Annotated in this window: 24 protein-coding genes; 11 read left to right on the top strand and 13 right to left on the bottom strand. The window is 64.3% G+C overall.

All coding sequences use genetic code 11. The annotated features are described in order from the left end of the window. The first annotated feature begins 8 nt into the window (after window positions 1-8). Entirely contained in the window at window positions 9-1,214 is a 1,206-nt protein-coding gene (gene zigA / locus DBO86_RS23705; RefSeq protein ID WP_108235031.1) for a zinc metallochaperone GTPase ZigA, read from the top strand. Continuing rightward, the gene (locus DBO86_RS23700; protein ID WP_108235030.1) at window positions 1,214-1,858 is read left to right on the top strand and encodes a DUF1826 domain-containing protein; all 645 of its coding nucleotides are present in this window, start codon (window positions 1,214-1,216) and stop codon (window positions 1,856-1,858) included. Before zigA ends, DBO86_RS23700 begins: the two co-directional genes overlap by 1 nt. Before the next feature lie 337 nt (window positions 1,859-2,195). Here the strand turns inward: DBO86_RS23700 and DBO86_RS23695 are convergent, their stop codons facing one another. Further along, complete coding sequence (locus DBO86_RS23695; protein ID WP_003464786.1) at window positions 2,196-2,546, bottom strand: hypothetical protein; 351 nt, start codon at window positions 2,544-2,546, stop codon at window positions 2,196-2,198. Between the two features lie 95 nt (window positions 2,547-2,641). Here DBO86_RS23695 and DBO86_RS23690 point away from each other — a divergent pair, with 95 nt between their 5' ends. Both DBO86_RS23690 and DBO86_RS23685 read left to right on the top strand, forming a co-directional pair. Then, the gene (locus tag DBO86_RS23690) at window positions 2,642-3,622 is read left to right on the top strand and encodes a CobW family GTP-binding protein (RefSeq protein WP_074855757.1); all 981 of its coding nucleotides are present in this window, start codon (window positions 2,642-2,644) and stop codon (window positions 3,620-3,622) included. Between the two features lie 34 nt (window positions 3,623-3,656). Then, a complete protein-coding gene (locus DBO86_RS23685; RefSeq protein WP_003464779.1) occupies window positions 3,657-4,535 on the top strand; it encodes an alpha/beta fold hydrolase in 879 nt (292 codons plus the stop codon). A 94-nt stretch (window positions 4,536-4,629) separates the two neighbouring features. Here the strand turns inward: DBO86_RS23685 and DBO86_RS23680 are convergent, their stop codons facing one another. Continuing rightward, window positions 4,630-5,025 carry a DUF3301 domain-containing protein gene (locus DBO86_RS23680; RefSeq protein ID WP_003464776.1) on the bottom strand — a complete coding sequence of 132 codons (396 nt, stop codon included), beginning with the start codon at window positions 5,023-5,025 and terminating at the stop codon, window positions 4,630-4,632. Window positions 5,026-5,197: 172 nt separating this feature from the next. On the opposite strand from DBO86_RS23680, the gene DBO86_RS23675 reads away from it, so the two are divergent. Next, a complete protein-coding gene (locus DBO86_RS23675; protein WP_108235029.1) occupies window positions 5,198-5,731 on the top strand; it encodes a TFIIB-type zinc ribbon-containing protein in 534 nt (177 codons plus the stop codon). A gap of 28 nt (window positions 5,732-5,759) precedes the next feature. Here the strand turns inward: DBO86_RS23675 and DBO86_RS23670 are convergent, their stop codons facing one another. Continuing rightward, window positions 5,760-6,251 (bottom strand): acyl-CoA thioesterase, encoded by a 492-nt coding sequence (locus DBO86_RS23670; protein ID WP_074855761.1) that lies wholly within the window; start codon window positions 6,249-6,251, stop codon window positions 5,760-5,762. A gap of 84 nt (window positions 6,252-6,335) precedes the next feature. On the opposite strand from DBO86_RS23670, the gene DBO86_RS23665 reads away from it, so the two are divergent. Then, window positions 6,336-7,055 (top strand): hypothetical protein, encoded by a 720-nt coding sequence (locus DBO86_RS23665; RefSeq protein ID WP_108235028.1) that lies wholly within the window; start codon window positions 6,336-6,338, stop codon window positions 7,053-7,055. Beyond that, window positions 7,052-8,314 carry a hypothetical protein gene (locus DBO86_RS23660; protein WP_074855764.1) on the top strand — a complete coding sequence of 421 codons (1,263 nt, stop codon included), beginning with the start codon at window positions 7,052-7,054 and terminating at the stop codon, window positions 8,312-8,314. The genes DBO86_RS23665 and DBO86_RS23660 overlap by 4 nt, the downstream gene beginning before the upstream one ends. A gap of 47 nt (window positions 8,315-8,361) precedes the next feature. Here the strand turns inward: DBO86_RS23660 and DBO86_RS23655 are convergent, their stop codons facing one another. Together DBO86_RS23655 and DBO86_RS23650 are read right to left on the bottom strand one after the other, a co-directional pair. Further along, window positions 8,362-9,729 carry a glutamine synthetase family protein gene (locus DBO86_RS23655; RefSeq protein ID WP_108235027.1) on the bottom strand — a complete coding sequence of 456 codons (1,368 nt, stop codon included), beginning with the start codon at window positions 9,727-9,729 and terminating at the stop codon, window positions 8,362-8,364. A 106-nt stretch (window positions 9,730-9,835) separates the two neighbouring features. Continuing rightward, complete coding sequence (locus DBO86_RS23650; RefSeq protein WP_108235026.1) at window positions 9,836-11,230, bottom strand: aspartate aminotransferase family protein; 1,395 nt, start codon at window positions 11,228-11,230, stop codon at window positions 9,836-9,838. A gap of 247 nt (window positions 11,231-11,477) precedes the next feature. Between DBO86_RS23650 and DBO86_RS23645 the strand changes: the two genes are divergently transcribed. Continuing rightward, complete coding sequence (locus tag DBO86_RS23645) at window positions 11,478-12,131, top strand: GntR family transcriptional regulator (RefSeq protein ID WP_106734143.1); 654 nt, start codon at window positions 11,478-11,480, stop codon at window positions 12,129-12,131. A gap of 153 nt (window positions 12,132-12,284) precedes the next feature. Here DBO86_RS23645 and DBO86_RS23640 read toward each other — a convergent pair whose 3' ends face one another. Next, the gene (locus DBO86_RS23640) at window positions 12,285-12,692 is read right to left on the bottom strand and encodes an SMI1/KNR4 family protein (protein WP_037055555.1); all 408 of its coding nucleotides are present in this window, start codon (window positions 12,690-12,692) and stop codon (window positions 12,285-12,287) included. Window positions 12,693-12,796: 104 nt separating this feature from the next. On the opposite strand from DBO86_RS23640, the gene DBO86_RS23635 reads away from it, so the two are divergent. Further along, window positions 12,797-13,267, top strand: a complete 471-nt coding sequence (locus DBO86_RS23635) for a GNAT family N-acetyltransferase (RefSeq protein WP_108235025.1) — start codon at window positions 12,797-12,799, stop codon at window positions 13,265-13,267. 278 nt (window positions 13,268-13,545) lie between these two features. Here the strand turns inward: DBO86_RS23635 and DBO86_RS23630 are convergent, their stop codons facing one another. The 5 genes from DBO86_RS23630 to uvrD form a co-directional block, all read right to left on the bottom strand. Continuing rightward, a complete protein-coding gene (locus DBO86_RS23630; RefSeq protein WP_108235024.1) occupies window positions 13,546-14,400 on the bottom strand; it encodes a Tim44 domain-containing protein in 855 nt (284 codons plus the stop codon). Window positions 14,401-14,564: 164 nt separating this feature from the next. Beyond that, window positions 14,565-15,146: a TetR/AcrR family transcriptional regulator gene (locus DBO86_RS23625; protein ID WP_108235023.1), complete on the bottom strand. Its 582-nt coding sequence runs from the start codon at window positions 15,144-15,146 to the stop codon at window positions 14,565-14,567. A 177-nt stretch (window positions 15,147-15,323) separates the two neighbouring features. Next, the gene (locus DBO86_RS23620; RefSeq protein ID WP_108235022.1) at window positions 15,324-16,406 is read right to left on the bottom strand and encodes a TRAP transporter substrate-binding protein; all 1,083 of its coding nucleotides are present in this window, start codon (window positions 16,404-16,406) and stop codon (window positions 15,324-15,326) included. A gap of 234 nt (window positions 16,407-16,640) precedes the next feature. Continuing rightward, window positions 16,641-17,735 (bottom strand): TRAP transporter substrate-binding protein, encoded by a 1,095-nt coding sequence (locus DBO86_RS23615; protein WP_108235021.1) that lies wholly within the window; start codon window positions 17,733-17,735, stop codon window positions 16,641-16,643. Between the two features lie 23 nt (window positions 17,736-17,758). After that, on the bottom strand, window positions 17,759-19,942 hold the full coding sequence (gene uvrD, locus DBO86_RS23610; RefSeq protein WP_108235020.1) for a DNA helicase II: 2,184 nt from the start codon (window positions 19,940-19,942) through the stop codon (window positions 17,759-17,761). Window positions 19,943-20,231: 289 nt separating this feature from the next. Between uvrD and DBO86_RS23605 the strand changes: the two genes are divergently transcribed. Further along, the gene (locus DBO86_RS23605) at window positions 20,232-23,114 is read left to right on the top strand and encodes a GGDEF and EAL domain-containing protein (RefSeq protein WP_108235019.1); all 2,883 of its coding nucleotides are present in this window, start codon (window positions 20,232-20,234) and stop codon (window positions 23,112-23,114) included. Between the two features lie 33 nt (window positions 23,115-23,147). Here DBO86_RS23605 and DBO86_RS23600 read toward each other — a convergent pair whose 3' ends face one another. Next, window positions 23,148-23,573, bottom strand: coding sequence for a VOC family protein (locus DBO86_RS23600; RefSeq protein WP_017676184.1), 426 nt, complete (start codon window positions 23,571-23,573; stop codon window positions 23,148-23,150). A 144-nt stretch (window positions 23,574-23,717) separates the two neighbouring features. On the opposite strand from DBO86_RS23600, the gene DBO86_RS23595 reads away from it, so the two are divergent. Next, a complete protein-coding gene (locus tag DBO86_RS23595; protein ID WP_108235018.1) occupies window positions 23,718-24,572 on the top strand; it encodes a LysR family transcriptional regulator in 855 nt (284 codons plus the stop codon). A 119-nt stretch (window positions 24,573-24,691) separates the two neighbouring features. Here the strand turns inward: DBO86_RS23595 and DBO86_RS23590 are convergent, their stop codons facing one another. Next, window positions 24,692-25,462: a MetQ/NlpA family ABC transporter substrate-binding protein gene (locus DBO86_RS23590; RefSeq protein WP_108235017.1), complete on the bottom strand. Its 771-nt coding sequence runs from the start codon at window positions 25,460-25,462 to the stop codon at window positions 24,692-24,694. Window positions 25,463-25,500 lie beyond the last annotated feature (38 nt).

Genomic DNA, 25,500 nt, shown 5'->3' with positions numbered 1-25,500 from the left:
AACACCCCATGAATCAGCGTCTACCCGTTACCGTGCTGTCCGGCTTTCTTGGCGCCGGCAAGAGCACCCTGCTCAACCATGTGCTGAAGAACCGTGAAGGCCGCAAGGTCGCGGTGATCGTCAACGACATGAGCGAAATCAACATCGACGGCGCCACCGTCCAGCAGGACGTCAGCCTCAACCGCGCCGAAGAGAAGCTGGTGGAGATGAGCAACGGCTGCATCTGCTGCACCCTGCGTGAAGACCTGCTCGACGAGGTCAGTTGCCTGGCCAGCGAAGGCCGCTTCGACTACCTGCTGATCGAGTCCACCGGCATCAGCGAGCCGCTGCCGGTGGCCGAAACCTTCACCTTCCGCGACGAGCAGGGCCGCAGCCTGTCCGACCTGGCGCGGCTCGACACCATGGTCACGGTGGTCGACGGGGTGAACTTCCTGCGCGATTTCCATGAGGCCGACAGCCTGGCCAGCCGGGGCGAAACCCTCGGCGAGGAGGACGAACGCTCGATCACCGACCTGCTGATCGAGCAAGTGGAGTTCGCCGACGTCATCCTCATCAGCAAGATCGACCTGATCAGCCAGGCCGAGCGCGAGGAGTTGATGGCCATCCTCCGTGGGCTCAACACCCACGCCGAGATCCAGGCCATGAGCATGGGCCAGATCGCCCTGGACAAGATCCTCGACACCGGCCGCTTCGACTTCGACCGCGCCTCGCAGGCGCCGGGTTGGCTCAAGGAGCTGCGCGGCGAGCACGTGCCGGAAACCGAGGAATACGGCATTGCCTCCAGCGCTTACCGCGCGCGCCGGCCGTTCCATCCGCAGCGTTTCTTCGATTTCCTCTCTCAGGAATGGCGCAACGGCCGACTGCTGCGCTCCAAGGGCTTCTTCTGGCTGGCCAGCAAGTACCAGGAAGCCGGCAGCTGGTCGCAGGCCGGCGGCCTGATGCGCCACGGCCTGGCCGGGCGCTGGTGGCGTTTCGTGGCCAAGCAGCACTGGCCGCAGGACGAGGAAGGTCTGCAGGCGATCATGAAGTACTGGAGCGCCGAGGTCGGCGACTGCCGCCAGGAGCTGGTATTCATTGGCCAGAACATCGACTTCGCGCGGCTGACCGCCGAGCTGGACGACTGCCTGCTCACCGATGAGGAAATGGCCGGCGGCCCGGATGCCTGGTGCCTGCTCGCTGACCCCTTCGGTGCCTGGCAACAGGAGGCCGCCTGATGTTCGCCCTGCAGTTGCCGAAAGTGTCCCGGCAGGTGCTGGGCGAGGATATCCAGGTGCTCAGCGAGGTGCTGCATGACGGCGTCAACCTGGCGGTCTGGCAGCGCCGCCTGCCGGCGCAGATCGCCGACTTCGCCGAGGCGCTGCTGGCGCAAGGTGAGCCGCTGGCGCAGTCCATGACCCTGGAGCTGGCGCAGCCGGACAGCGAGCCGAACCTCGACGGCCTGCTGGCGCAGTACGCCGATCTGCCGGGCCAGGCGGCCTTTCTCGCCGACGTGGTCTGGCTGGTGCGGGCCTACGCCTGCCTGCTCGATGCCCGGCGCATCGGCCTGCGCCTGCGCGCGCTGGACAAGGCCATGTGCCCGCGCTTTCACGTCGACCACGTGCCGCTGCGGCTGATCACCAGCTATGCCGGTGTCGGCAGCGACTGGCTGGAGGAGGGCGTGATGCCGCGCAGCCGGCTTGGTCAACCGGGTGCCGAGCCGCAGGACGAGGCGTTGATCCAGCGTCTCGACGCCGGCCATGTAGCGCTGGCCAAGGGCGAGAAGTGGCAGGGTAACGAGGGGCGTGGGTTGATTCACCGTTCGCCGCAACCGGCTGCCGGGCAGCGACGCTTGCTGTTGACCCTGGATTGGTTGGCCTGAATATCGCCCGCTGACGACGGTAGGAGCCCCGCCTCGGGGCGAAGCGATCGTGGTTGTTCAGGAAACCTGCGGCGTGATCACTATTCGCCGCGAGGCGCGGCTCCTACGAGAAATGATCCACTGCAATGGGGCATAACAAAAAAAGGCCGGAGCGACTGCCCCGGCCTTAAGCACCAAGAGATCATGCCGACGCGTGACTCGGCATGAGGGTTACGTGAGGTACCCGAGGTCATTAGGCGCCTGTTGGGTGAAAGTTTGATGTCAGCGTTTCCGCGTAGGGCGGGTGCAACCCGCCAAGCAGGGAGTGGCGGGTTGCACCCGCCCTACAACACTCGGCTCAGGGCTTGATCCACTGGCCCTGATACTGTGTCTTGCAGGCCGGCTCCAGGTACAACGCGTCGCTGGCCACGCCGTAGTAGTGGATGTCCTGCAGGTACATACCGCTGCCGGCGCGCGCGTTCTGGCAGACGCCGTGGGCACCCTTGGGGCACTGCTCGACGAACTCCACCTCGACCGTCTGGCCTTGCAACTGCGGCTGGCAGAAGCCCTCGCGAAACAGCGTGGCGGGGATGTTGCGATTCTCCTGGCAGACCTTCACGTCCAGGCGTTCGGCCTGGCTATGCACCACGCAGGCTTCGGCCAGGGCCAGGCCCGGCAGCAGGGAAAACAGCAACAGCCATGCACGCATCGTTTCGACTCCCGAAAAACTGCCGGCGAATCTAACATGCTGCTTAATCGCAGTCTGTGATGGCACTTGTCTGGCGAACCACCGAACATACATTCATGCTCAGTCAAATCCCTACCCACCTCATTGCCGGCCCGCTCGGTGCCGGCAAGACCACGTTGATCCGTCACCTGCTGGCGCAGAAACCGGCGGGCGAGCGCTGGGCGGTGCTGATCAACGAATTCGGCCAGATCGGTCTGGACGCCGCCTTGCTCGAGCAGGGCGACGACGGCATTGCCATGGCCGAAGTGGCAGGTGGTTGCCTGTGCTGCGTCAATGGCGCGCCGTTTCAGGTCGGCCTCGGGCGCCTGCTGCGCAAGGCCAGGCCCGACCGCCTGCTGATCGAGCCGTCAGGCCTGGGGCATCCGGCGCAGGTGCTGGCGCAATTGCGCCAGCCGCCCTGGCTCGATGTGTTGGCCATGCAACCGGCACTGATGGTGCTGGATGCTGCCGCGCTGGCTAGCGGTCAGCCGCTGCCGGACGTGCAGCGTCAGGCGCTGGCTGAGGCCGGCTTGCTGCTGTTGAACAAGAGCGAAGGCTTGGACGCCGAGGCGCGAGCGCGGATTGCTACCGATCTGCCATCCGTGCCGCTGCACTGGACCGCGCAGGGCCGGCTCGACCTGGCCCTGTTGCCGGGGCTGGCGGCGCAGGCCTCGCCCATCGGGGTGAGCGCCGAGTTACCCACAGCTGCACCCGGCCTGGCGCAGATCTGGCGCAACGCCGCCGAGCCTGTCTGCCAGGTGCAGGATCAGGTCGAAGGCTGGAGTATCGGCTGGCGCTGGCACCCGAGCCAGCGTTTCGACCTCGAGCAGGTCAGCCGCTGGCTGCAAAGCCTGGGTTGGCGCAGGGCCAAGGCCGTGCTGCATGGTGCCGCAGGCTGGCACTCGTTGAATGCCTTGCAGGGGCAAGCGTTGGCGGCCTGGAGTCCGAGCGAATGGCGCAGGGACTCACGGTTGGAGCTGATCTTCGATCAGGCACAGAGCGTCGACGTGCTGACTACCTCCTTCGCCACCTGTCGAATCCGGGCGACAGACTGCTAAACTCGCCGCGCTTTCGTCGCTGTGGATAACCTCAATGCAACTGCTGCCCTGGTCTCATGACACCTCTGCCGGTTTCACCCTGCGTGGCTGGCACACGCCGCCGTCGGGCAAGCCGCTGCTGCATTTCCTGCACGGCAATGGCTATTGCGGGCGTGTCTACACGCCGATGCTGGCGCTGCTGGCCGAGGACTTCGACCTATGGCTGTGCGATGTGCAGGGCCATGGTGACAGCGACCATGGCGGCCGCTTTCACGGCTGGAACCGCAACGCTGAGCTGGCGGTGGAGGCCTTCGATACCCTGCGAGGACCGTTCGGCGACGTGCCGCGCTTCGCCCTTGGTCACAGCTTCGGCGGTGTGCTCACCAGCCTGATCCTGGCGCGTCATCCCGAGCTGTTCCGCCGTGCCGTGCTGCTCGATCCAGTGCTATTTAGCCCAGCGATGATCGGGGTGATGGCATTGTCCGACGTGGTCGGCCTGGCGCAGCGCACCGGCATGGCGAAGAAGGCGCAGAAGCGCCGCCGGCAATGGCCGGATCGTGCCAGCGCGCACGCCGCACTGCATGGTCGTGGCATGTTCCGTGGCTGGGACGAGGCGGCATTCGACGCCTATATCGAGCATGCGCTGAAGGAGGTCGAGGGCGGTGTCGAACTCAAGTGTCGACCCAGCCGCGAGGCGGATATTTTCGGGTCCTTCCCGCGGCGCCTGTGGCCTTCGCTGGCCAAGGTGACGACGCCGACCGAAGTGATTCACGGCTCACGCACCTATCCCTTCGTTGCCAAGTCCGTGGCGCGCTGGTGCGCGAGCAACCCCCATGTGCGCAGTCAGGTGGTGCCGGGTGGGCACTGCTTCATGCAGGAGCAACCGGCAGACAGCGCCGAGCGCGTGGCTGACTTTCTGCTGCAGCGCAGCTGATAGATCTCTACATCATGTAGGAGCCGGCTTGCCGGCGATCAAGTAGCGAATATCACCGGCAAGCCGGCTCCTACGATTGAGGCTGCACGCTGCTCTACTGCGCCTTGCGCCGCCAGTCTTCCAGGCGGATGACGTTGCCTGGCTGCTGCACCGCAACCGGCTCGGGTTGCGGCTCCAGTATCGGATGGGGCTGCAGTTCGATGCGGCCGAGATGCGGGCCGAACATGCTGATATGCCCGCGCAGTCGTTGCTCGCCGGTGACGGTGAACTCGAAGTCATAGAGTCGCGCCAGGCGCCGGTGGCCCTTGCCGTCGCGCTGGATGGCCAGGCGGCGCAGCGCCACGGCACCGTCGAGCAACTCCACGTCGAGCTTGGCGCAGTGCTGCTTGGCGAACGCCAGTGCACGCTCGCGAATACCATGGCCGCGCCACAGCCAGGCGCAGACGGCAGCGAACAGCATCAGCAGGAAGACATCGAACAGGTTGATCATGACGACTCCAGATCCGGGAGACAGAGCTTAGCTTATCCGCCAAGTAGTTCTCAGGGTCGCTCTTGCTCTCGTATTTGCCCTAGGGTCTGTTGCCGTTTCGTCGCGGCCGTGCGCGAAACGGCAACAGACCCTAGATTAGCGTTCGCGCACTCAATAGGAAAAGGACGTCACCATGCATTGCCCCGCCTGCCGTACGACTCGCCTGCAACCAGCAAGACTCGAAGATGGCCTGCTTGGCCATGGCTGTGCACAGTGCCAAGGCACACTGGTCAGCCTGCTGCACTACCGCGACTGGGCCGAGCGCCAGCCAGCACACGAGACATCAGTTGAGCTGGCCGCCGAGGCCGAAGCGGGCGAAACCAGTCATGCCCTGAGTTGCCCCAAGTGCGCCAAGCTGATGAGCAAGTTTCAGTTCAGCGGCACCCGTGCCAACCGTCTCGACCTATGCGGTACTTGCGACGAAGCCTGGCTGGACAGTGGCGAATGGCAATTGCTCAAGGCCCTGGAGCTGAGCCAGCGCATGCCGGCGATCTTCACCGACGCCTGGCAGCGCCAGGTGCGCCAGCAGGCCAGCGAGCAGGCCCGACGTGAGCGCTTCAGCCGCATCGCCGGCGAGGAAGCCATCGCTCGCGCCGACGAGATTCGTACCTGGCTCAAGGATCATCCGCAGCGCCGCGAGCTGCTGTTCTATATCGGTCACGATTGAAGGGGGCGATGGCCCGCCCGTTACGACCCTATGCCAGGTTCTTTTCGTCGCTCAACGCCTGGTAGCGCTGTTGCAGCTCTTCACGAATCTGCCGGCGCTGTTTGGCCTGGCGCTGACGGCGCAGGCCGTCGGGTGTGTCCGGGTGCAGTTCGGGCACCACTGCCGGGCGACCCTGCTCGTCCATCGCCACCATGGTGAAGAAGCTGCTGTTGGTATGGCGTACCGAGCGTTCGCGGATGTTCTCGGTGATCACCTTGATGCCGACTTCCATGGAGGTGCGACCGCAATAGTTGACCGAGGCGAGGAAGGTGACCATTTCGCCGACATGCACCGGCTCGCGAAAGATCACCTGATCCACCGACAGCGTCACCACATAGCGCCCTGCGTAGCGGCTGGCGCAGGCGTAGGCGACTTCGTCCATGTATTTGAGCAGCGTACCGCCGTGGACGTTGCCCGAGAAGTTGGCCATGTCTGGGGTCATCAGTACGGTCATCGTGAGTTGTGCGGTTCCGGCTTCCATGGTGACTCCGAAATTGGGAGGCTGTGCGCTGCCGCGCTGTGCGTTGCCCGGCTAATATGGGGTTTAGCTTGGTTAGGATGCCAGATGATGCCCTTGCGCCACATTCCCCTTATGTTGTTTGGCCTGCTCGCCCTGCCGGTAATGGCCGAACAAACGTGCGATACACCGGCGCAGTGCAACCAGGAGGGCACGGCCGCCTATCAGGCCGGTCGTTTCGAGGCGGCCATCGAGTCCTTCGAACGTCAGCTGCGTCGCGTCGAGAACGAAGATGAAGCTGGGCTCGAGCTCGCCGTTAACAATCTGATGTTGGCCAACCTGCGCGCCGATGACGCCGGCATGGCCCGCGCCTGGCTGCAGTTGGCACTGGACACCAACCTTTACGGTTCGGCAACGCGGCACAACCTGATCAAGGTCAGCCAGGCGCTGGATTACCCGGCACTGAGTGCCAGCCCGGTAGGCCGCTACCTGCGCTACAGCGGCCAGGCGGTGTGGAGCGAACTGCAGATCAGCGAGATTCCTGGCGGCGGTTATCACGCCAGCTTCGCGCCGTTGCGCGCGGGGGCGCGGGTCGAGGAGTACGGCCCGGCGGCCGTCGGTGAGCTTGAGGGCAAGCTGGTCGGCGACGCTGTGCAGATGCGCCTGGAGGATGCCGCGCTGAATGCTGGTTGCGCGGTGAGTCTGCTGCGCGAGGGAATCTCGCTGCGCGTGCTGGAAGTGTTCGCCGATGGCTGCCAGGACTATGGCGGCATGGGCATCAGCGTGGCGGGCGACTACATCAAGGTCGATGCGCAGGTGCGTCAGTGAGCCGACGGGATGGCCTGCTGGGTGCTGTGATTCTGGCGCTGGCGCTGCTGGTCGGTGGCAGCGCCTGGCTGCGTGATGAGCCGCTTGGCACTCAGGTGCAGGACTGGCAGCAGCAGGTGCAGGCGGCGACCGGCGAAAGCCGCGCGTACCTTTTCCTCAACGGGATCGATGCGCCTTTCGATGAGCAGCCCGAGGCACTGGGTAAGGCCCGTCTGCAGCACTACGAGCGCTGGTACGCCGGGCGCGGCGTGACCGATAGCGATTATTCGGGGCCGACCGTTGCCAGCCTGTCGTTGCCAGAAGGGCGACTGTTCTGCCGAATCGAGGCGCTCGGCTGCTTCGACAGCCTGCTGGCACAGGCCGACCTGGGCAGCCGTATCGCCCCCGATTGGTTCGCTCTGCAGCGGCGCTACTGGGATTTTCTCAACATGGACGACTACCGCACGCTGACCTCGGTGAGTGTCGCCGAGCCGGTACCGCGACTCACTTATGTGTACGCGGGCCAGCAGGTGCTCAATCTACTGATGCTGCAAATGGCCCGTGATGGTCAGGGTGATGTGGCACAGGGAGGGCTGCGCGAGGAGCTCAGGCTACTGCGCCAGCAACTGGCGCGTGCGGACAACCTGGTGCTGAAGATGCTGCTGGGCGTGTTGGTAAACCGCAATCTGGAATGGCAGGTCCGCCTGTATCGCCAGGGGCTGATCCCGCGCCCGTCGGTTCCGAAGCCGTTCAGCGTGGACGAGCGCTCGCTGCTCAAGCCCATGCAGCGCGAGTTCTACGGTATCGCGCAGATGTATGCGCAACTGCCGGAGAGCGTCTCCGGCCGGGAATACCTTGGCCTGCAGCTGTTCTTCCGCCCGCAGATGACCATCAACGCCAGCCTGGCGCCGTATGCGCGGGCTGTGCAGTTGTCGCAGCTGGAGCCAGAGGCGTTTGCCGCAGCGATGCAGGAGCCGGCTCCCGGGCCGGCCTCGGTTGGCGGCATACGCAACCGGGCCGGCAATATCCTGCTGACCGTTGCCGGCCCTGACATGCGCCGGTATGCCGGGCGTTTGCATGACCTGGAGGCCAAGCGCCGTTTGCTGGCCGTGGTGGTGAGCCTGCCTCCGGGGCCTTTCGATGCCGAGCAGCTGGCCAAGATGCCGGATGCCCGCAACCCCTACCATCCGACACAGCTGGCCGAACCCGACGGACAAGGCCAGCTATGCTTCGACGGCCCGCACGAGGCAGGATTCAATGGGCGCTGCATGCCGCTGTAGATAAGGGTGTGCGGCAGGGCTCGCCGCCAACTTATCGTCCGCGACGATCAGGCGTGAGTCAGATACCAACGCCAATCCTGCTCGCCCACTTCGCCCATGAACTGACGGAACTCGGCCCACTTGATCGCCAGGAATACCCTGAGGAAGTCCTCGCCTAGCGCTTCGCGTGCCCAGCTCGAATCTTCCAGGTTGCGCAGGGCGGTGAGCCAGTCGGTGGGCAGGGTTTCACGGGCCTGTTCGTAGCCATTGCCGACGATGGCTGCGCCTGGGTCGAGCTGCTCGCGGATGCCCTTGTGGATGCCGGCGAGGATCGCGGCTGCCGCCAGATAGGGGTTGGCATCGGCACCGCAGATGCGGTGCTCGACATGGCGACTGTTGGCCGGCCCGCCGGGAACGCGGAATGACACGGTGCGGTTGTTCACCCCCCAGCTCTTGGCCAGCGGCGCGTAGCTGTTGGCCTGGAAGCGGCGGAAGGAGTTGGCGTTGGGGCAGAAGATCGCCATGGCATCGCCCAGCGTTGTCATCATGCCGCCAATGGCATGGCGCAGCAGCGGCGTGCCTTGTGGGTCTTCCGATGCCATCAGGTTGTTGCCCTCGGCATCGGCCAGCGACACGTGCATATGCATGCCGCTGCCAGCCAGGTCGCCGAACGGCTTGGCCATGAAGCAGGCCTGCAAGCCGTGTTTGTTGGCCACGCCCTTGACCAGGCGCTTGTAGCGTACGCCTTCGTCTACCGCCTGCAGTGCATCGAAACGGTGCTCCAGGGTCAGCTCGAGCTGGCCCGGCGCGTATTCGGAGATGGCCGTGCGCACCGGCAGGCCCTGCGCCTCGCAGGCGGCGTAGAGGTCGTCGAGGAACGGCTGCATCTGCTCCAGCTCGTACACGCCGTAGACCTGCGGCGCCTGTGGGCGCACGCCGTTCATCTGTACGGCGGGCTGTGGGCGGCCATTGGCGTCACGCTGCTTGTCCAGCAGGTAGAACTCCAGCTCCACCGCCATTACCGGGTGATAACCATCGGCCTTGAGCGCCTCGATGGCACGTACCAGCACGTGGCGTGGGTCGCCCGGCGTGGCCGGCAGACCCTGGGTCGGGTGCATGCTCACCTGCACCTGGCCGGTGGGCACCACGCGCCAGGGTTGCAGGGTCAGGCTGCCGGGCAGCGGGTAGGTCCAGCAGTCGGCGTCGGCCACTTCCCAGACCAGGCCGCTTTCCTCGACGTCCTCGCCCTGGATGGTCAGCGACAGGATCGAGCTGGGCAGCGGTCGGCCGTTTTCGTAGATGGCCAGCAGCTCGTCGCGATGCAGCAGCTTGCCGCGCGGGATGCCGTTGGCGTCGATCAGCATCAGCTCGATGCTGCGCACCTCGGGGTGGCGTTCGAGGAAGTCGCGGGCTTCCTGGGGATCGGCAAATTGCATGGTGGTGTCCTTGCTTTTGTTCCCCTCTCCCTTTGGGAGAGGGGCTAGGGGGGAGGGAGCCCTCATCCGCCCTTCGGGCGCCTTCTCCCGGAGGGAGAAGGGATGTTCAGAGCCTGGCGCCGGGAATAGCCAGCAGCTCGCCCAGGGCCTGATCCAGGGTGGTGATCAGTTTGTCCACATCCTCGGTCGTGGTGCTCGGGCAGCACAGGGTCATGTTGTGGAATGGCGTGATCAGAATGCCGCGGTTGATCAGGTACAGGTGCAGGGCCATCTGCAGCTCGTCATGGAATGCCGCTTCGGCCTCGGCGCCGGTGCGTGGCGGCGTGGCGCAGAACTGGAACTCGCAACGCGCGCCCAGCTCGGTCACCGACCACTTCAGGTCGTGCTTGTCGATCAGCTGACGGAAACCCTCTGCCAGACGCGCCGCCAGCGGCAGCATGTGGTCGTAGGCCGCCTGGGTCATCACCTGTTCCAGGTTGGCGCGCATGCAGTGCATGGCCAGGGCGTTGGCCGACAGGGTGGTGCCCATGCCGCTGTGACCATGCCCGTGGCTTTCTGCGCTGGCGCGGTGGCGGGCCTGAGTCATGGCATCGGCCATCGCCGCGCTGCAGCCGAAAATGCCGCAAGGCACGCCGCCGGCGATCGGTTTGCCGACCACGAAGAAGTCGGGATCCAGGTTCCACAGGCGTGTGCAGCCGCCGATGTCGGTGGAGATGGTGTGGGTTTCGTCGATGATCAGCAGGCTGCCGTACTTACGCGTCAACTCGCGGCATTTCTGCATAAAGCCCGGATCGGGCAGAACCATGCCGATATTGGTCATCGCCGGTTCGCAGAGCAGGGCGCAGACGTCACCCTGAGCAAGCGCCGCCTCCAGCGCTGCGACATCGTTGAAGGGAATGGCGCGGCTGTGCTCGGTCAGGTCATAGGCCTGGCCGACCAGGCCGGAGCGGTGCACGGTCTTGCCGTCGCGCTCGCGCACCATCACGTCGTCGACAGTGCCGTGGTAGCAGCCGTCGAACACCAGCAGGGTCTTGCGCTGAGTGATGGCGCGCGCCCAGCGCAGCACATAGCGATTCGAATCTGTTGCCGTGGCGGTCACCTGCCAGTAGGGCAGGCCGAAGCGCTGGGCCAGCAGCTCGCCGCAAACCACTGCGTCCTCGCCCGGCAGCATGGTGGTCAGGCCGTTATTCGCTTGTTCGGCGAGGGCGCGGGCCACCGGGTCGGGGGAGTGGCCGAACATGGTGCCGGTGTCACCCAGGCAGAAGTCGATGTACTCGTGACCGTCCACATCGAAGAAACGTGCGCCCTTGGCTCGCTCGACGAACAGCGGTACCGGCGTCGACCAGTCGGCCATCCAGTGCATCGGCACGCCGCCGTACAGCGAGTGGCGGGCGCGCTCGGCCAGGGCCACGGACTTCGGATTGCGGGACAGGAAGCGCTCGCGCTCGGCGGCTACGAAACGGTCAACGGCAACTTGGCTGATGCCACTGGCGGTGGTCATGGGGCATACCTCGATTGAATGCTGTCGGCATGATATTTTGTGATCACAAAATAGTAAACGCTTAGATTAGGATCGATTATTTTGGCTTTAAATCTATATTTGTGATCACAAAAAATTTTATATTCAGCCGTTTTTCACACAAAATCAGTTCCTGTCGTAGACTCGCCGCATCTTCAATCGGAGCCTCCCATGCGTGACTGTAGCCTGACCCTTGCCCAATTGCCGGCGCCTCCGATGGAGGTGGCACATGGCTGACAATCTGCAGGAGCAGCTGTATCAGAACATCCGCTCAGGGCTGTTGGTCGGACGTTTCCAACCTGGGGAGCGGTTGAAGATCCGCGACTTGGCCACCGAATGGGGCACCAGCCCGATGCCGGTTCGCGCGGCCCTGCAGCGGCTTGTGGCCGAGGGCGCGCTGGAGGGCGAGCAGCAGCGCTCGGTGCGAGTCCCGTCGATGACCCGTGAGCGCTACGAAAACATCTTTCAGGTGCGCCTGGCGCTGGAAGGCCTGGCAGTGGAGCTGGCCACGCCGCGCCTGGACAGCAGCGATCTGGCCCTGCTGCGTGACTGCGTGCAGCGCATGGACGCCGCCATCGAGCAGCGCCAGGTGCAGGACTACCTCAATGCCAACAGCCAGTTTCACCTGCATTTGTACGGTGCATGTGGCAACCCGGTGTTGCTGCGTTCGATCGAGTCGCTATGGCTGCAGATCGGCCCCTTCTTCAACCGGCTGTTCACCGGCGCCGACCTGTCGCTGCGGCTCAATGACTTTCATGAAGACGCCTTTGCCGCTATCGAAGCCGGCGATGCCAAGGGCGCTCGCCAGGCGATGGAACAGGATCTGCTTTACTTCGCGCGCTTTCTGCTCAACCTGCTGGCGTTGGAGCAGGGCGAGGTGTGAGGGTGCTGTTCGCGTAACTCGCTTGATGAGGTTCGCGGCTGAAGCCCCTCCCACGGGGCCGAGTCTCGGATACATATCGTGGGAGGCGCTTCAGCGGCGACGGCGTTCGCGACGCCGATAGTCCGTAGGGCGCATCCTAGGGTGGAGGCGTGATCAGCTCTCCAGCCAGACGTCACGGCACCAGTGCCAGACCGAGTCCCAGCTTTCGTCGGTCAGCTCGCCTTCGTCGCCGTCCCACAGCCAGACCTGGCCTTCCACGTCCACCGCGTAGTAGTCGCGGCCGTCCTGGCACAGTGGCACCAGGTCGCGCGGCAGGCCGAGATCCCAGGCCACCGAGGCGACTTCCGGCAGGTAGGTGTGCGATTGCGGATCACTGGCGGTCACCGGCTCCAGGCGACCATAGACCACGTCGCTGACCTTGAGCAGGAACTCGCGCAGCTCGAACGGCAAGTGGATGAGGATCTGCTCCTGAATCTCCACCAGGGTCTCTTCTTCCGGCAGCTCCAGCGGTACCGGTACCGGCTCGTTGAGTTCGCGCAGCTGTTCGATGACTTCTTCCACGGCGTCGGCTCCTCATCTTGGGGGATCGGCTTTATACAGTAGCTGGCCGGCAGAATGAAAACATGTCGTTGTCACTGCATACTGGCGCTTTTGCGGAGCCTTTCATGTCATCTCTTACCTGGCACTGCCTGCACCACAGCGAACTCGATGCTGCGACCCTCTATGAACTGCTGGCACTGCGCACCCAGGTGTTCGTGGTCGAGCAGAACTGCCCCTATCTGGAAACCGATGGCCAGGACCTGGTCGGTGACACCTGCCACCTGCTGGCGCGTGATGAATCTGGGCTGGTGGGTTATCTGCGCTTGCTCGATCCGCAGCGCATGGACGGCGAGGTGGTGATCGGTCGGGTGGTGATCGCCGAGCGGGCGCGCGGCAGCGGGCTGGGCCATCGGCTGATGGAGCGGGCGCTGGTCGAGTGTGGTCAGCGTTGGCCGGGGGCGCCGGTTTATCTGTCGGCGCAGGCGCACCTGCAGGGCTACTACGGGCGTTATGGCTTCGTGGCGGTGACCGAGGTGTATCTGGAGGACGACATCCCGCATATCGGCATGCGCCGGGCTGCTACTGATCTGTCGTGAGGGGCTGTAGGAGCGGCTTCAGCCGCGATAACCGGCAAATGCCGAAATAAAAACCCGGGCAAGCCCTAATGCTGTTCACTTAAGGTTGCACACGTTTGGCTCCCCTCTCCCATTTATGGGAGAGGGGCTGGGGGAGAGGGCAGAAAACACCGCAAAACTGCCAGTTTCCCCCTCTCCCTAACCCTCTCCCCGGAGGGGCGAGGGGACTGATCGAGCTCGACCGTTTCTTAAGTGAACAGCATTACGGGCAAGCCCGGGTTTTTAGTGCGCCGTAGCGATCAGTTCTGGCGAATGCCGGCGATCAGCCACGGCTGGTTGTCGCCCTGGGCACGCTCCAGGCGCCAGCTTTCGCTGAAGGGCTCGCCCTGGTCGAAGCGCGAGGTTTTCGACACGCCGCTGAAGGTCAGGGTGGCGATGGTCTTCTCGGCGTTGTCGTCGACACCGTCGAGTTGCACGTCGAGGTTATCGACATAAGTGGACTGGAAGCCGTCACCCAGTTCGGCGCGCTCACGCTTGAGGAAGTCCAGCAGCTGCGGAGTGACGAACTCGGCGATCTTGTCCATCTCGTTGGCGTCCCAGTGCTGCTGCAGGTTCATGAAGTGCTCACGACCGGCGGCGATGAAGCTCTGCTCGTTGAACCAGGCCGGGGCGTTGATCACCGGAGCGGCCGAAGCCAGGCGACCACCGAAGATATTGCTGCCAGCGGTCGGCGCGTTGTCGGCGTTCGGCATTTCACGCTGATACGGCGCACCGGCAGCAGCCATTTGCGGCTGTTGGCGAGCGCGACGAGCGGCGAGGAAACGGAACAGCAGGAAGGCGATCAGGCCGAAGATCAGCATGTCCATGATCTGCAGGCCTTCGAAACCATCACCCATGAACATCGAGGCCAGCAGGCCACCGGCGGCCAGACCGGCCAGCGGGCCGAGCCAGCGCGAAGCGCCACTGGCGGCAGCGGCAGGCTGTTGACGACCGGGAGCCTGGGCAGCCGACTGCGCCGGCGGCGTGGCCTGGCGGGTCTGGTGGCTGGGTGCGGAGCCGAAGGATTTACCACCGCCAAAACGTTTGGCGTGGGCTTCGAAGCTGAAGGTCAGTGCCAGGCACAGCACCATGGCGATACTGAGGAAACGCTGCATCACGGTTTTCTCTCTTGTGGAAAAGCTTGGTCTGCATCTTGCCCGTCATGGATGGGCATGACCAGTGACAGAATGTTTCCGGCTTTTGCCTGTAGGGCGAGCACCCTGCGATTTGTCCGTGTAGCCCGATGCAATCCGCAACCATGGCCCCGGATTTCATCGGGCTACGGGCGTTGCAGCAGCAGAGGCAGCGGGCCGCAGCGCAGTTGAGCGCGCAGGAAGCCGCGGAAGGTTGCTGCGTCTTCTTCGGGATGGCGCAGCCAGTGCACGAAGCTGCGCAGGTAGGCGCCGGTGAGCAGGGTTTCCTCGGCGATGCGGCGCAGGTGCAGGGTTTGCCGGCCAGCGGCTTCGCGCCACCATTGCACGGTGCGGCTGATGCGCATCAGGCCGAGCACCTGCAGGTGGATATGCCCGGGTTCGAGCTTGTACAGCAGCATCTGCCCGGTCACTGCGCGATGGGCTGCCAGGCTCTCGAGCCAGGCCAGCAGGCAGCTTTCCAGACGTTGTTCGGCGTTCAGACCCTGCAGATCGGGATTTCTGGCGTGGCCGAGCATGGCCAGATCGGCGCGGTCGAACCAGGCTTCCACCAGGTCGTCCTTGTCGCGGTAGTGACGGGCGATATCGTCCAGGCCGATGTCGAGCGCGGCGGCGACGTCGAACAGGTGCAGGCGCTCCCAGCCGCAGACTTCGGCCAGTTGCAGGGCGCTGTCGAGGATCTGGGCGGGGTCAGTCGGTTTGTTCTTCATCCGTGAAGTATGGCCGCCAGGGCATGAGGCGCAGCCTGGAACGACAAACGGAGCCGGATAGGTCAGATGTGGCCGCGCCGAACGGGTAGGAGCGGCGCTCCGCCGCGAACCTGAGGTAATACAGCTTCGCCCCGGGGCGGGGCTCCCACAAGGGTAAGGGCTATAACCCTGAGCGGCTCAGCGCCAGTCGTACAGCTCTTTCTCCGACAGCGCCTGCATCGAGGTGGCCAGCGCCTGGAAGGCCTGCATGGAGGCCCAGATGCGGCCGTTGAGCTCGCTCTGCGCGGCCAGGTCGCCGAGCACTTGTTCGCTCTCGCGTTGCATGGCCTGCAGCACTTCGTCGGGAAAGCGCTTGAGCAGCGTGCCGCTCTTCTTCAGCTCGTCCAGCGCCAGGGCGTTGTGGTAGACGTAGTCGTCCATCATGTCCTGGGTCGCCGCGCGCGCCGCTTCGGTGACGATGGCTTGCAGGTCAGCCGGCAGCGCATCGAAGGCCTTCTGGTTGATCAGCAGTTCGAGCACTGACTGTGGTTCCTGCCAGCCCGGGTAGTAATAGTACTTGGCGGCCTTGGGCAGGCCGAATGCCAGGTCGTTGTAGGGGCTGACCCAGTCGGTGGCGTCGATGGCGCCGCTTTGCAGCGAGGTGAAGATTTCGCCGCCCGGCATCACCACGGTGGTCGCACCCAGGCGGCTCCAGACTTCGCCGCCGAGGCCCGGCATACGGATCTTCAGGCCTTTAATGTCAGCCAGGCTGTTGATTTCCTTGTTGAACCAGCCGCCCATCTGCATGGTGCTGTTGCCCGCCGTCAGCGGCTTGAGGCCGAACGGCGCGTAGGCTTCGTCCCACAGCGCCTGGCCGCCGCCCTTGTTCAGCCAGGCGTTCATTTCCAGGGTGGACAGGCCGAAGGGCACCGCACCGAAGAACTGCGCGGCAGGTACCTTGCCCTTCCAGTAATAGGGTGTGCCGTGGCCGAGTTCGGCCGTGCCGCGGGAGACCGCGTCGAACACCTCCAGTGCCGGCACCAACTCGCCAGCGGCGTAGACCTTGATGGTCAGGCGCCCGGCACTCATGGCGTTGACGCGCTCGGCCAGGCGTTCGGCGGCGGTGCCGGTGCCGGGCGCGTTCTTCGGCCAGGTAGTGACCATTTTCCAGTGGAAGGTCTGCGCGGGGGCGGCGGCCTGGTCGGCCGGTGCGGAGTCGTCCTTGCAGCCGATCAGGCCGAGGGCGAGCAGAGGCAGGAGAAGCAGAGAGCGAAGGCGCATGGGCAGTCATCCCTGAGGAAGAACGGGGCTCTTGGTGGTCGATACCTGTTAGTCAAGCTACGCGCCGAGTCTGTAGGAGCGGCGCCTCGCCGCGAACCCGGGCTCGAAACAATGCCGGGTGCGCTCTTGGCTATCATTGCGCCGATGGCGGGCGGTATAAGCTTCGCCCCGAGGCGGGGCTCCCACACACAATAATGCGTTGGGAGCCTGGCCTGAAGGGACTCTCTTGTTGAATCAACGCCAGTTGTACAGCTCTTTCTCGGTCAGCGCCTGCATGGCGCTGGCTTCTTCGAGGAAGGCTTTCTGCGAGGCCCAGATGCGACCGTTGAGGTCGTTCTCGGCGGCCAGGGCTTCGAGCACCAGGTTGGACTGCTCACGCATGGCTTGCAGCACCTCATCCGGCAGGCGCTTGAACTGCACGCCTTCGCTCTTCAGGCTCTGCAGCGCCTTGGCGTTGTTGAACACGTAGTCGTCCATCATGTCCAGGGTCGCGGCACGCGCGGCTTCGACGACGATGGCTTGCAGGTCGGTCGGCAGTGCGTCGAAGGCCTTCTGGTTGACCATGGCCTCGACCACCGCCTGCGGCTCCTGCCAGCCCGGGAAGTAGTTGTACTTGGCAGCCTTGTGCAGGCCGAAGGCCAGGTCGTTATAGGGGCCGACCCAGTCGGTGGCATCGATGGCACCGGTCTGCAGGGAGGTGAAAATTTCGCCGCCCGGCAGGTTGACGGTGATCGCACCCAGACGGCTCCAGACTTCGCCGCCGAGGCCCGGCATGCGGATCTTCAGGCCTTTGATGTCGTCCAGGCTGTTGATTTCCTTATTGAACCAGCCACCCATCTGCATGGTGGTGTTGCCGGCCGACAGCGGCTTCACGCCGAACGGTGCGTAGGTTTCGTCCCACAGTGCCTGACCGCCGCCCTTGCTCAACCAGGCGTTCATTTCCAGGGTGGACAGGCCGAACGGCACGCTGCTGAAGAACTGCGCAGCTGGCACCTTGCCTTTCCAGTAGTACGGGGTGCCATGGCCCATCTCGGCGGTGCCGCGGGAAACGGCGTCGAACACTTCCAGCGCCGGTACCAGCTCACCAGCGGCGTAGACCTTGACGGTCAGGCGCCCGCCGCTCATGGTGTTGATGCGCTCGGCCAGGCGCTCGGCTGCGGTGCCCAGGCCGGGGAAGTTCTTCGGCCAGGACGTGACCATCTTCCAATGGATGATTTCTGCCGGCTTGGCAGCGGCTTGCTCGCTGGCAGCCTTGTCTTCTTTGCAGCCAACCAGGCCGATGGCGGCGATCAGTGCCACAGCGGCACCGAACAGATTGCGGCGATTCATCGATTATCTCCAGATACGGTGTGCTAATAGGCTTCAAGCTTGGCGTACGCCAGCATCAGCCATTTACTGCCTTCGTTTTCAAAATTCACTTGGACCCGTGCCTGCGCGCCGGCACCCTCAAAATTGAGGATGGTGCCCTCGCCGAACAGGCTGTGTCGTACGCGCTGGCCCAGACTAAAGGGCGTTTCCGGCACGGCGCTGCCGGCGAACAGGCTGCCGCCACCCATCGAGCTGGTGCTCACCGGGCGGCTGACGCTGTTGCTCAGGCGCACCTCCTGAATCAGCGGTGCGGGGATTTCGCGGACGAAGCGCGACACCTTGTTGTAGGTCTCGCTACCGTAGAGACGCCGGGTTTCGGCGTAGCTGATCACCAGCTTCTGCATGGCACGGGTAATGCCGACATAGGCCAGGCGGCGTTCTTCTTCCAATCGGCCCGGTTCTTCCAGGCTCATCTTGTGCGGGAACAGACCCTCTTCCATGCCCACCAGGAACACCAGGGGGAATTCCAGGCCCTTGGCACTGTGCAGGGTCATCAATTGAATGCTGTCTTCGTTCTCGGCGGCCTGAGTGTCGCCGGCCTCCAGCGAGGCGTGGGTGAGGAAGGCCTGCAGCGGGGTCAGCTCGTCGTCTTCATCGTTCTCGAAGGCGCGCGCGGCGCTGACCAGTTCCTCCAGGTTTTCCACCCGGGCTTGGCCCTTCTCGCCCTTTTCCGCCTCGTGATAGGCGAGTAGGCCGCTCTTTTCGATGACCACCTGGGTCATCTGGTGCAGCGGCATGGCAGCGACTTTCTCGTCGAGGTTATTTATCAAATCGATGAATGCGGTCAGCGCCCCGGCGGCCTTACCGGACAATGTTTTTGTTGCGAGCATTCGGCGAATAGCCGCCCACATTGGTAGCTCATGCTCACGCGCAAATTGGCGAATGTTTTCTACCGTTTTTTCGCCGATACCACGTGCAGGCACGTTGATGATTCTTTCTAGCGCCGGATCGTTGTCTCGTGCGTCGAGCAGGCGCAGATAGGCCATGGCGTTCTTGATTTCGGCACGCTCGAAGAAGCGCTGACCACCGTAGATGCGGTAGGGGATCTTCTCGCGCAGCAGCGCCTCTTCCAGCACGCGCGACTGGGCGTTGGAGCGATAGAGAATGGCGATCTCGCTGCGCTTGAGGCCGTCCTTGCGCAGGGCGTCCTCGATCGTCTCGACCACGTAGCGCGCTTCGTCGTGCTCGTTGAAGGCGGCGTACAGGGCTAGCGGCTCGCCATCACCGACGTCGGTACGCAGCTCCTTGCCGAGGCGACCCTGGTTGTTGGCGATCAGCGCGTTGGCGGCATTGAGGATATTGGCGGTGGAGCGGTAGTTTTGCTCCAGGCGAATGATCTCGGCATCGGCGAAGTCCTGGTCGAACTGCTGGATGTTCTCGATCTTCGCGCCGCGCCAGCCGTAGATCGACTGGTCGTCGTCGCCCACCACCATCAGGCTTTCGCCGCCCTTGGCGAGAAAGCGCAGCCAGGCGTACTGCACGGCGTTGGTGTCCTGGAACTCGTCGACCAGGATATGGCGGAAGCGGCGCTGGTAGTGCTCCAGCAGGCCGGCGTTGTCGCGCCACAGGTCGAGGGCGCGCAGCAGCAGTTCGGCGAAGTCAATGACGCCGGTACGCGCGCAGGCGGCCTCGTAGGCTTCATAGATGCTGCGCATGGTGGCCAGGAACAGGTCGCCGCTGGCCTGGATGCCTTGCGGGCGGATGCCCTCGTCCTTCTGCCCGTTGATGAACCACTGCGCCTGCTTGGCCGGCCAGCGCTGTTCATCCAGGCCGAGGTCGCGGATTACCCGCTTGATCAGGCGCTGCTGATCGTCGGAGTCGAGAATCTGGAAGTTCTCGGCTAGCTTTGCCTCCTGCCAGTGTGCACGCAGCAGGCGGTGAGCCAGACCGTGGAAGGTACCGACCCACATGCCCGCAGGGGCGTGGCCGAGCACGTCTTCGATGCGGTGACGCATCTCGGCAGCCGCCTTGTTGGTGAAGGTCACCGACAGAATGCTGTGCGGCGACACGTCCAGGCGCTGGATCAGGAAGGCGATGCGATGCACCAGCACGCGGGTCTTGCCCGAGCCGGCGCCGGCCAGCACCAGCTGATGACCAGGCGGTGTGGTAACCGCGTGGTGCTGGGCGGGATTGAGGGTAGTGAGTCTGTGATCGAGGTCATTTTGCATCGCGGCATTCTAGGGGGCCGGACAGGTGAGGGCAAACCGTTGGCCGAGCGTGGAGAAACGCGTCCGATGCAACCGACGACTGGCAGGTCAGGGCGCAGATGCGCCTGGTCAGGCGGCCAAAGGCCATCATGCTCTGCCGGTGCCCGCCAAAAGTTGGGCGTCAAGCTGTGAAAGGGGCCACATCATTGTTGGGCAGAGCGTCTGTCTCGGGTATTCTCCCGCGACGTCAGGGCTGAGGCAGCTGAAAAACACCGCAGCCCCTCAGGCAACCATTACAAGAAAATCGCCCATGACCGCCACGACTAGCGCCGAAGTTCAGGAGGTGACGCTGGACCCGCATCAGGCTGAACGTCAATTCGCCACGGATATTGCCGTCGAGCGCACCCGCTTGCTGTTTCTGGGCTCGCGCCTGCCCACTCTGCTCATGCTCCTGGTTGGCCTGGCCTGCAGCCTGTTGCTGTGGAATCAGCAGAGCGCCCTCATGCTCGCAGCATGGTTGGGCTGGGTGGTGTTGCTGGTGCTGCTGCGTCTGACCCAGGTGAATGCCTTCAACGCGGCGCTGCCGAGCCGCCAGGCCGAACCCTACTGGCGCCGCATCTTTCTTTTTGGTGCCGGTGCATCCGGATTGACCCTCGCCTTCGCCGTGATCGTGCTGGTGCCTGTCGATGTGTTCTATCAGCAGGCGCTGGTCTATGGTCTGATCGCTGCGGCGATTCTTTCAGCCAGCGTGGCCTATGCCGTCAGCCTGTCGGCCTTTCTCAGCTTCGCCTTGCCCTGCCTGCTGCCTTCGGTGACCTATCTGCTGCTGGCCGACAACAGCCTGCAACGCGGTTGGGGGCTGCTTGGGCTGATCCTGTTTCTTGCCTTACTGATCGTGGCCTGGCAGGTCAATCGCCTGGTACAGCGCAGCTTGCTGCAACGGTTCCATAACCTGGCGCTGATCAGCAACCTGGAGCATGCCAAGCAGCGCGCCGAAGGGCTCAACGAAGAGCTGGCGCGCGAGGTTGAGCAACGCCGTCGCGCCGAACGTGAGCTGCGCGGTGCCCATGATGCGCTGGAAATGCGCGTGGCCGAGCGTACCCTGGAGCTGGACGAGGCGACTCATGCCCTGGGCAAGAGCCAGGAGCGCCTGGCCCTGGCGCTGGAGGTCAGTGAGCTGGGGCTGTGGGACTGGGATCTGGAAAGCGATCAGGTGCACCATTCGCACCTGCGCGAGCTGTTTGGTCTGGAGCCGGAGCAGGTGCAGGTGATGCTGCGCGACCTCACCCCGCGTCTGCATCCGGATGATCTGCCAGGGTTGCGCCGGGCGTTGGTCCGGCACCTCAAGGGGCGCAGCGAGGATTATCAGATCGAGTACCGCGTGCGCCATGTCGATGGTCACTGGGTCTGGGTCGAGGACCGTGGCCGTGCGGTCGAGCGCGACGCCGCCGGCCGTGTACGGCGCATGCTCGGCACGCGGCGCGATGTCAGCGCGCGGCGTCAGCAGGAGCAGCAACAGCGACTGGCCGCGACCGTGTTCGAAGCGGCCAGCGAAGGCATCTTCATTCTCGACCCCGACTACCGTGTGCTGGCGGTCAACCGTGCGTTCAGCGCGGTGACCGGATACAGCCGTGAGGAGGTGGTCGGGCGCACGGTGACCAGCCTGATCGGCAGCCGCGAGATGCGCCGGCAATACCAGATGATCCGCCAGGAACTGGACAGCACCGGTACCTGGCAGGGCGAGCTGATCGAGACGCGCAAGAGTGGCGAGCTTTACCCGCAGTGGCTGCAGCTCAATCTGGTGCGCGATGTAACGGGTCGGCCCAGCCATATCGTCGGCTTCTTCGCTGATCTCAGTGCGCGGCGCGAGGCCGAGGAGCGCCTGCGCTACCTGTCGCACTACGATGATCTGACCGGCCTGGCCAACCGCAGTCTGTTCAAGGAGCGTCTGCACGATGCCAGCCAGCGCGCCCGCCAGAGCGGCCGCAGCATTGCCCTGGTGCACATCGACCTGGACCGTTTCAAGCTGCTCAACGACAGCCTCGGCCATGAAGTGGCGGACCAGTTGCTGCGGCAGATGAGTCGTCGCCTGACCCAGACCGTACCCGAGGCCGACTGCATCGCGCGGCTCTCAGGCGACGAGTTCGCCATCATCCTCGATGCCTATGGCAGCCTTTCCAGCCTGGCGCGGGTGGCCAGTCGGTTACTGGCCAAGTTGCGTGTGCCAATGACCGTTGGTGGCCACGAACTGGTGATCAGCGCCTCGCTGGGTATCAGCCTGATGCCGGACTACGCGCGAGAGATCAGCGCGCTGATCAGTCAGGCCAACATGGCCGTGCAGCATGCCAAGCATCTGGGCGGCAACACCTTCCAGTTCTTCACCGACAATTTGCAGGCCTGCACCCTGGAGCGCTTGCAACTGGAGAACCAGCTGCGCAAGGCCATCGACGAAGGACAGCTGGAGGTGTTCTACCAGCCCAAGCTGAACCTTGCCGACGGCCAGCTCAACGCCGCCGAGGCGCTGGTGCGCTGGCGCCATCCGCAGCAGGGCATGGTGCCGCCGAGCGAGTTCATCGGTCTGGCCGAGGAAACCGGGCTGATCGCACCGATTGGCGAGTTTGTGCTGCGTCAGGCCTGCCGCCAGGCGCGCCAGTGGCAGGAGGAGGGGCTGGCGCAGATACGGGTGTCGGTGAACATCTCGGTGCATCAGCTGCGCCAGGGCAACCTCACCAGCCTGGTGCGTCAGGTGCTCGAAGAGACCGGCCTGGCGCCGCAGTATCTGGAACTGGAGCTGACCGAAAGCCAGCTGCTGGACAACGTCGACAGCGTCATCGTCACCTTCCGCCAGCTGCGCGAACTGGGGGTCAAACTGGCCATCGACGACTTTGGCACCGGCTATTCCTCGCTCAGTTACCTCAAGCGCTTCCCGGTGCATTACGTGAAGATCGACCAGACCTTCATCCGCGACCTGTCACCCGGTGGCGAGGATGCCGCAATCACCCGCGCGATCATCGCCATGGCTCACAGCCTGGAGCTGAAAGTGGTGGCCGAGGGCGTGGAAACCCAGGCACAGATGGACTTTCTCAAGAGCCAGAACTGCGATGAGATCCAGGGCTTTCTGATCAGCCGCCCGGTGGAGGCGAGCGCCTTCGCCGAGCTGCTGCGTGCGCAGATCGATAATCCACTGGATTGAACGGCATTTGCTCGCTATCCAGGCAGCCTGCGTTCACTTGGCGAACAGCTGGCCGATGTCCTTGAACGCCTTGAACTCCAGCGCGTTGCCGCAGGGGTCGAGGAGGAACATGGTGGCCTGCTCGCCGACCTGGCCCTTGAAGCGTACGTAGGGCTCGATGACGAACGTCGTCTCGCGGCTGCGCAGGCGCTCGGCCAGCGCTTCCCAGTCAGCCCAGCCGAGCACCACGCCGAAGTGCGGCACCGGTACGTCGTGGCCGTCCACCGGGTTGCTCACGGCGGATTCCTGGTAGGCCATCTTTGGCGCTTCGTGGATCACCAACTGGTGGCCGAAGAAATCGAAGTCGACCCAGTGCTCGCTGCTACGACCCTCAGCACAGCCGAACACTTCGCCGTAGAAATGCCGCGCGGCAGCCAGGTCGTACACGGGAATCGCCAGGTGAAAGGGAGCAAGGGCCATCACGCAATACCTCTGATTGTTGTGGGTAGGGCGGGTGAAACCCGCCATCGGTGTTCATCGCACCAGCCTACCAACAGCAAAATTGTTCTAAAGCGAATATCCTTGCGCGCAAGCTCAAATATTTTTGATCAATCGAGGGCCTCGATGCTGCGCGAGCTGAAAACCTTCATCACCGTCGCTCGCCTGGGCACCTTCGCTGCCGCTGGCCAGCAGGTGGGGCTGACCCAGTCGGCGGTCAGCGCGCAGATGCGCGTACTGGAGCAGCACCTCGGCGTGCGCCTGTTCGACCGCAGTGGCCGCGCTGCCGTGCTCAACGCCGCCGGCCGGCACGCCTTGCCGCTGGCCGAACAGATGCTCGCGCTGTACGCGCAGATGGCGCTGCCGCCGGCCGCCGATCAGTGGCAGGGCGAGCTGCGCGTCGGCGCCATCGCCACCTTGCAGACCGGCTTGCTGGCCGAGGCGCTGCCGCGCTTTCGGCAACTGGCGCCGCAGGTCGAACTGAAGCTGGTGCCGGGCGTGTCCTTGCAGCTGTTCAGTCAGCTGGATGCCGGCGAGCTGGATCTGGCGTTGTTGATCAAACCGCCGTTTGCCTTACCCAAGGAATTGCTGGAAGTAGCGCTGGCGCGCGAGCCCTTCGTGCTCATCGCACCGCTGGACGTGCCGGGCGACGACCCGCTGCGCCTGCTGGTCGAGCAACCCTTCGTGCGCTACGACCGCGCCTCGTTCGGTGGGCGCCAGGTAACCCGCTTTCTGCGCGAGCAGCGCCTGAACGTACGTGAGGCGCTGGAGCTGGATGAGCTGGATGCCATCGTGCGCCTGGTGGAAAACGGTATGGGCGTGGCCCTGGTACCGCGCGCGGGCCTGTGGCTGCAACGGCCGACGCGCCTGCGGGTGATCGAGCTGGGCGCGCTGACCTTTCATCGCGAGCTGGTCGCCCTGGTGCGGCGGGCGCAGCGCCAGCCGGCGCTGGATTGTCTGCTGGAGTGCCTGCGGCGCTGATCCGTATTGTTGGCAGTGCGCACGGCGCACCCTACGGATCGCTGAGATTCCACGCATAAAAATACCGCGCAGCTTTGCAGCGGCGCGGCATTGTTTACAGCAAGAGCGGTCGGCGGCGATCAGAACGCCGGGACGACGGCGCCCTGGTACTTCTCTTCGATGAACTGCTTGACCTCGGCGCTGTGCAGGGCCTTGACCAGCTTCTGTACGGCCTCGCTGTCCTTGTTGTCAGCGCGGGTCACCAGGATGTTGACGTACGGCGAGTCGCTGCTTTCGATGGCCAGGGCGTCCTTGGTCGGGTTGAGCTTGGCTTCCAGGGCGTAGTTGGTGTTGATCAGGGCGAGGTCGACCTGGCTCAGCACGCGCGGCAGGGTAGCTGCTTCCAGTTCACGCACCTTGATCGCCTTCGGGTTCTCGACGATGTCCTTCGGCGTGGCGAGGATGCCGGCTTCCGGCTTGAGTTTGATCACGCCGGCCTTCTGCAGCAGCAGCAGGGCACGGCCGCCGTTGGTGGCATCGTTGGGGATGGCCACGGTGGCGCCTTGCGGCAGCTCGCTCAGATCCTTGATCTTGCTGGAGTAGGCGCCGAAGGGCTCGACGTGCACGCCGGCAACGCTGACCAGTTCGGTCTTGCGGCTGGCGTTGAACTCGTCCAGGTACGGCTGGTGCTGGAAGAAGTTGGCGTCGAGGTTCTTCTGCTGTACCTGCAGGTTGGGCTGCACGTAGTCGGTGAATACACGCACCTTCAGCTCCACGCCTTCTTTGGCCAGGGCTGGTTTGACGAACTCGAGGATCTCCGCGTGCGGCACCGGGGTGGCAGCGACGGTGAGGGTTTCGGCCTGGGCCGAGAAGGCCGCACAGGCGGCGATGACAGTCAGTAGTTTCTTCATATCAAGGTTCCTTTTGGGAAGGTTGGTGCGGGTCTCGC

It is taken from the genome of Ectopseudomonas oleovorans (genome assembly GCF_003052605.1).
Classification (GTDB): Bacteria; Pseudomonadota; Gammaproteobacteria; order Pseudomonadales; family Pseudomonadaceae; genus Aquipseudomonas; species Aquipseudomonas oleovorans_A.
The sequence above is the reverse complement of the archived record's forward strand: the minus strand, read 5'-3'. Positions and strand labels throughout refer to the sequence as shown.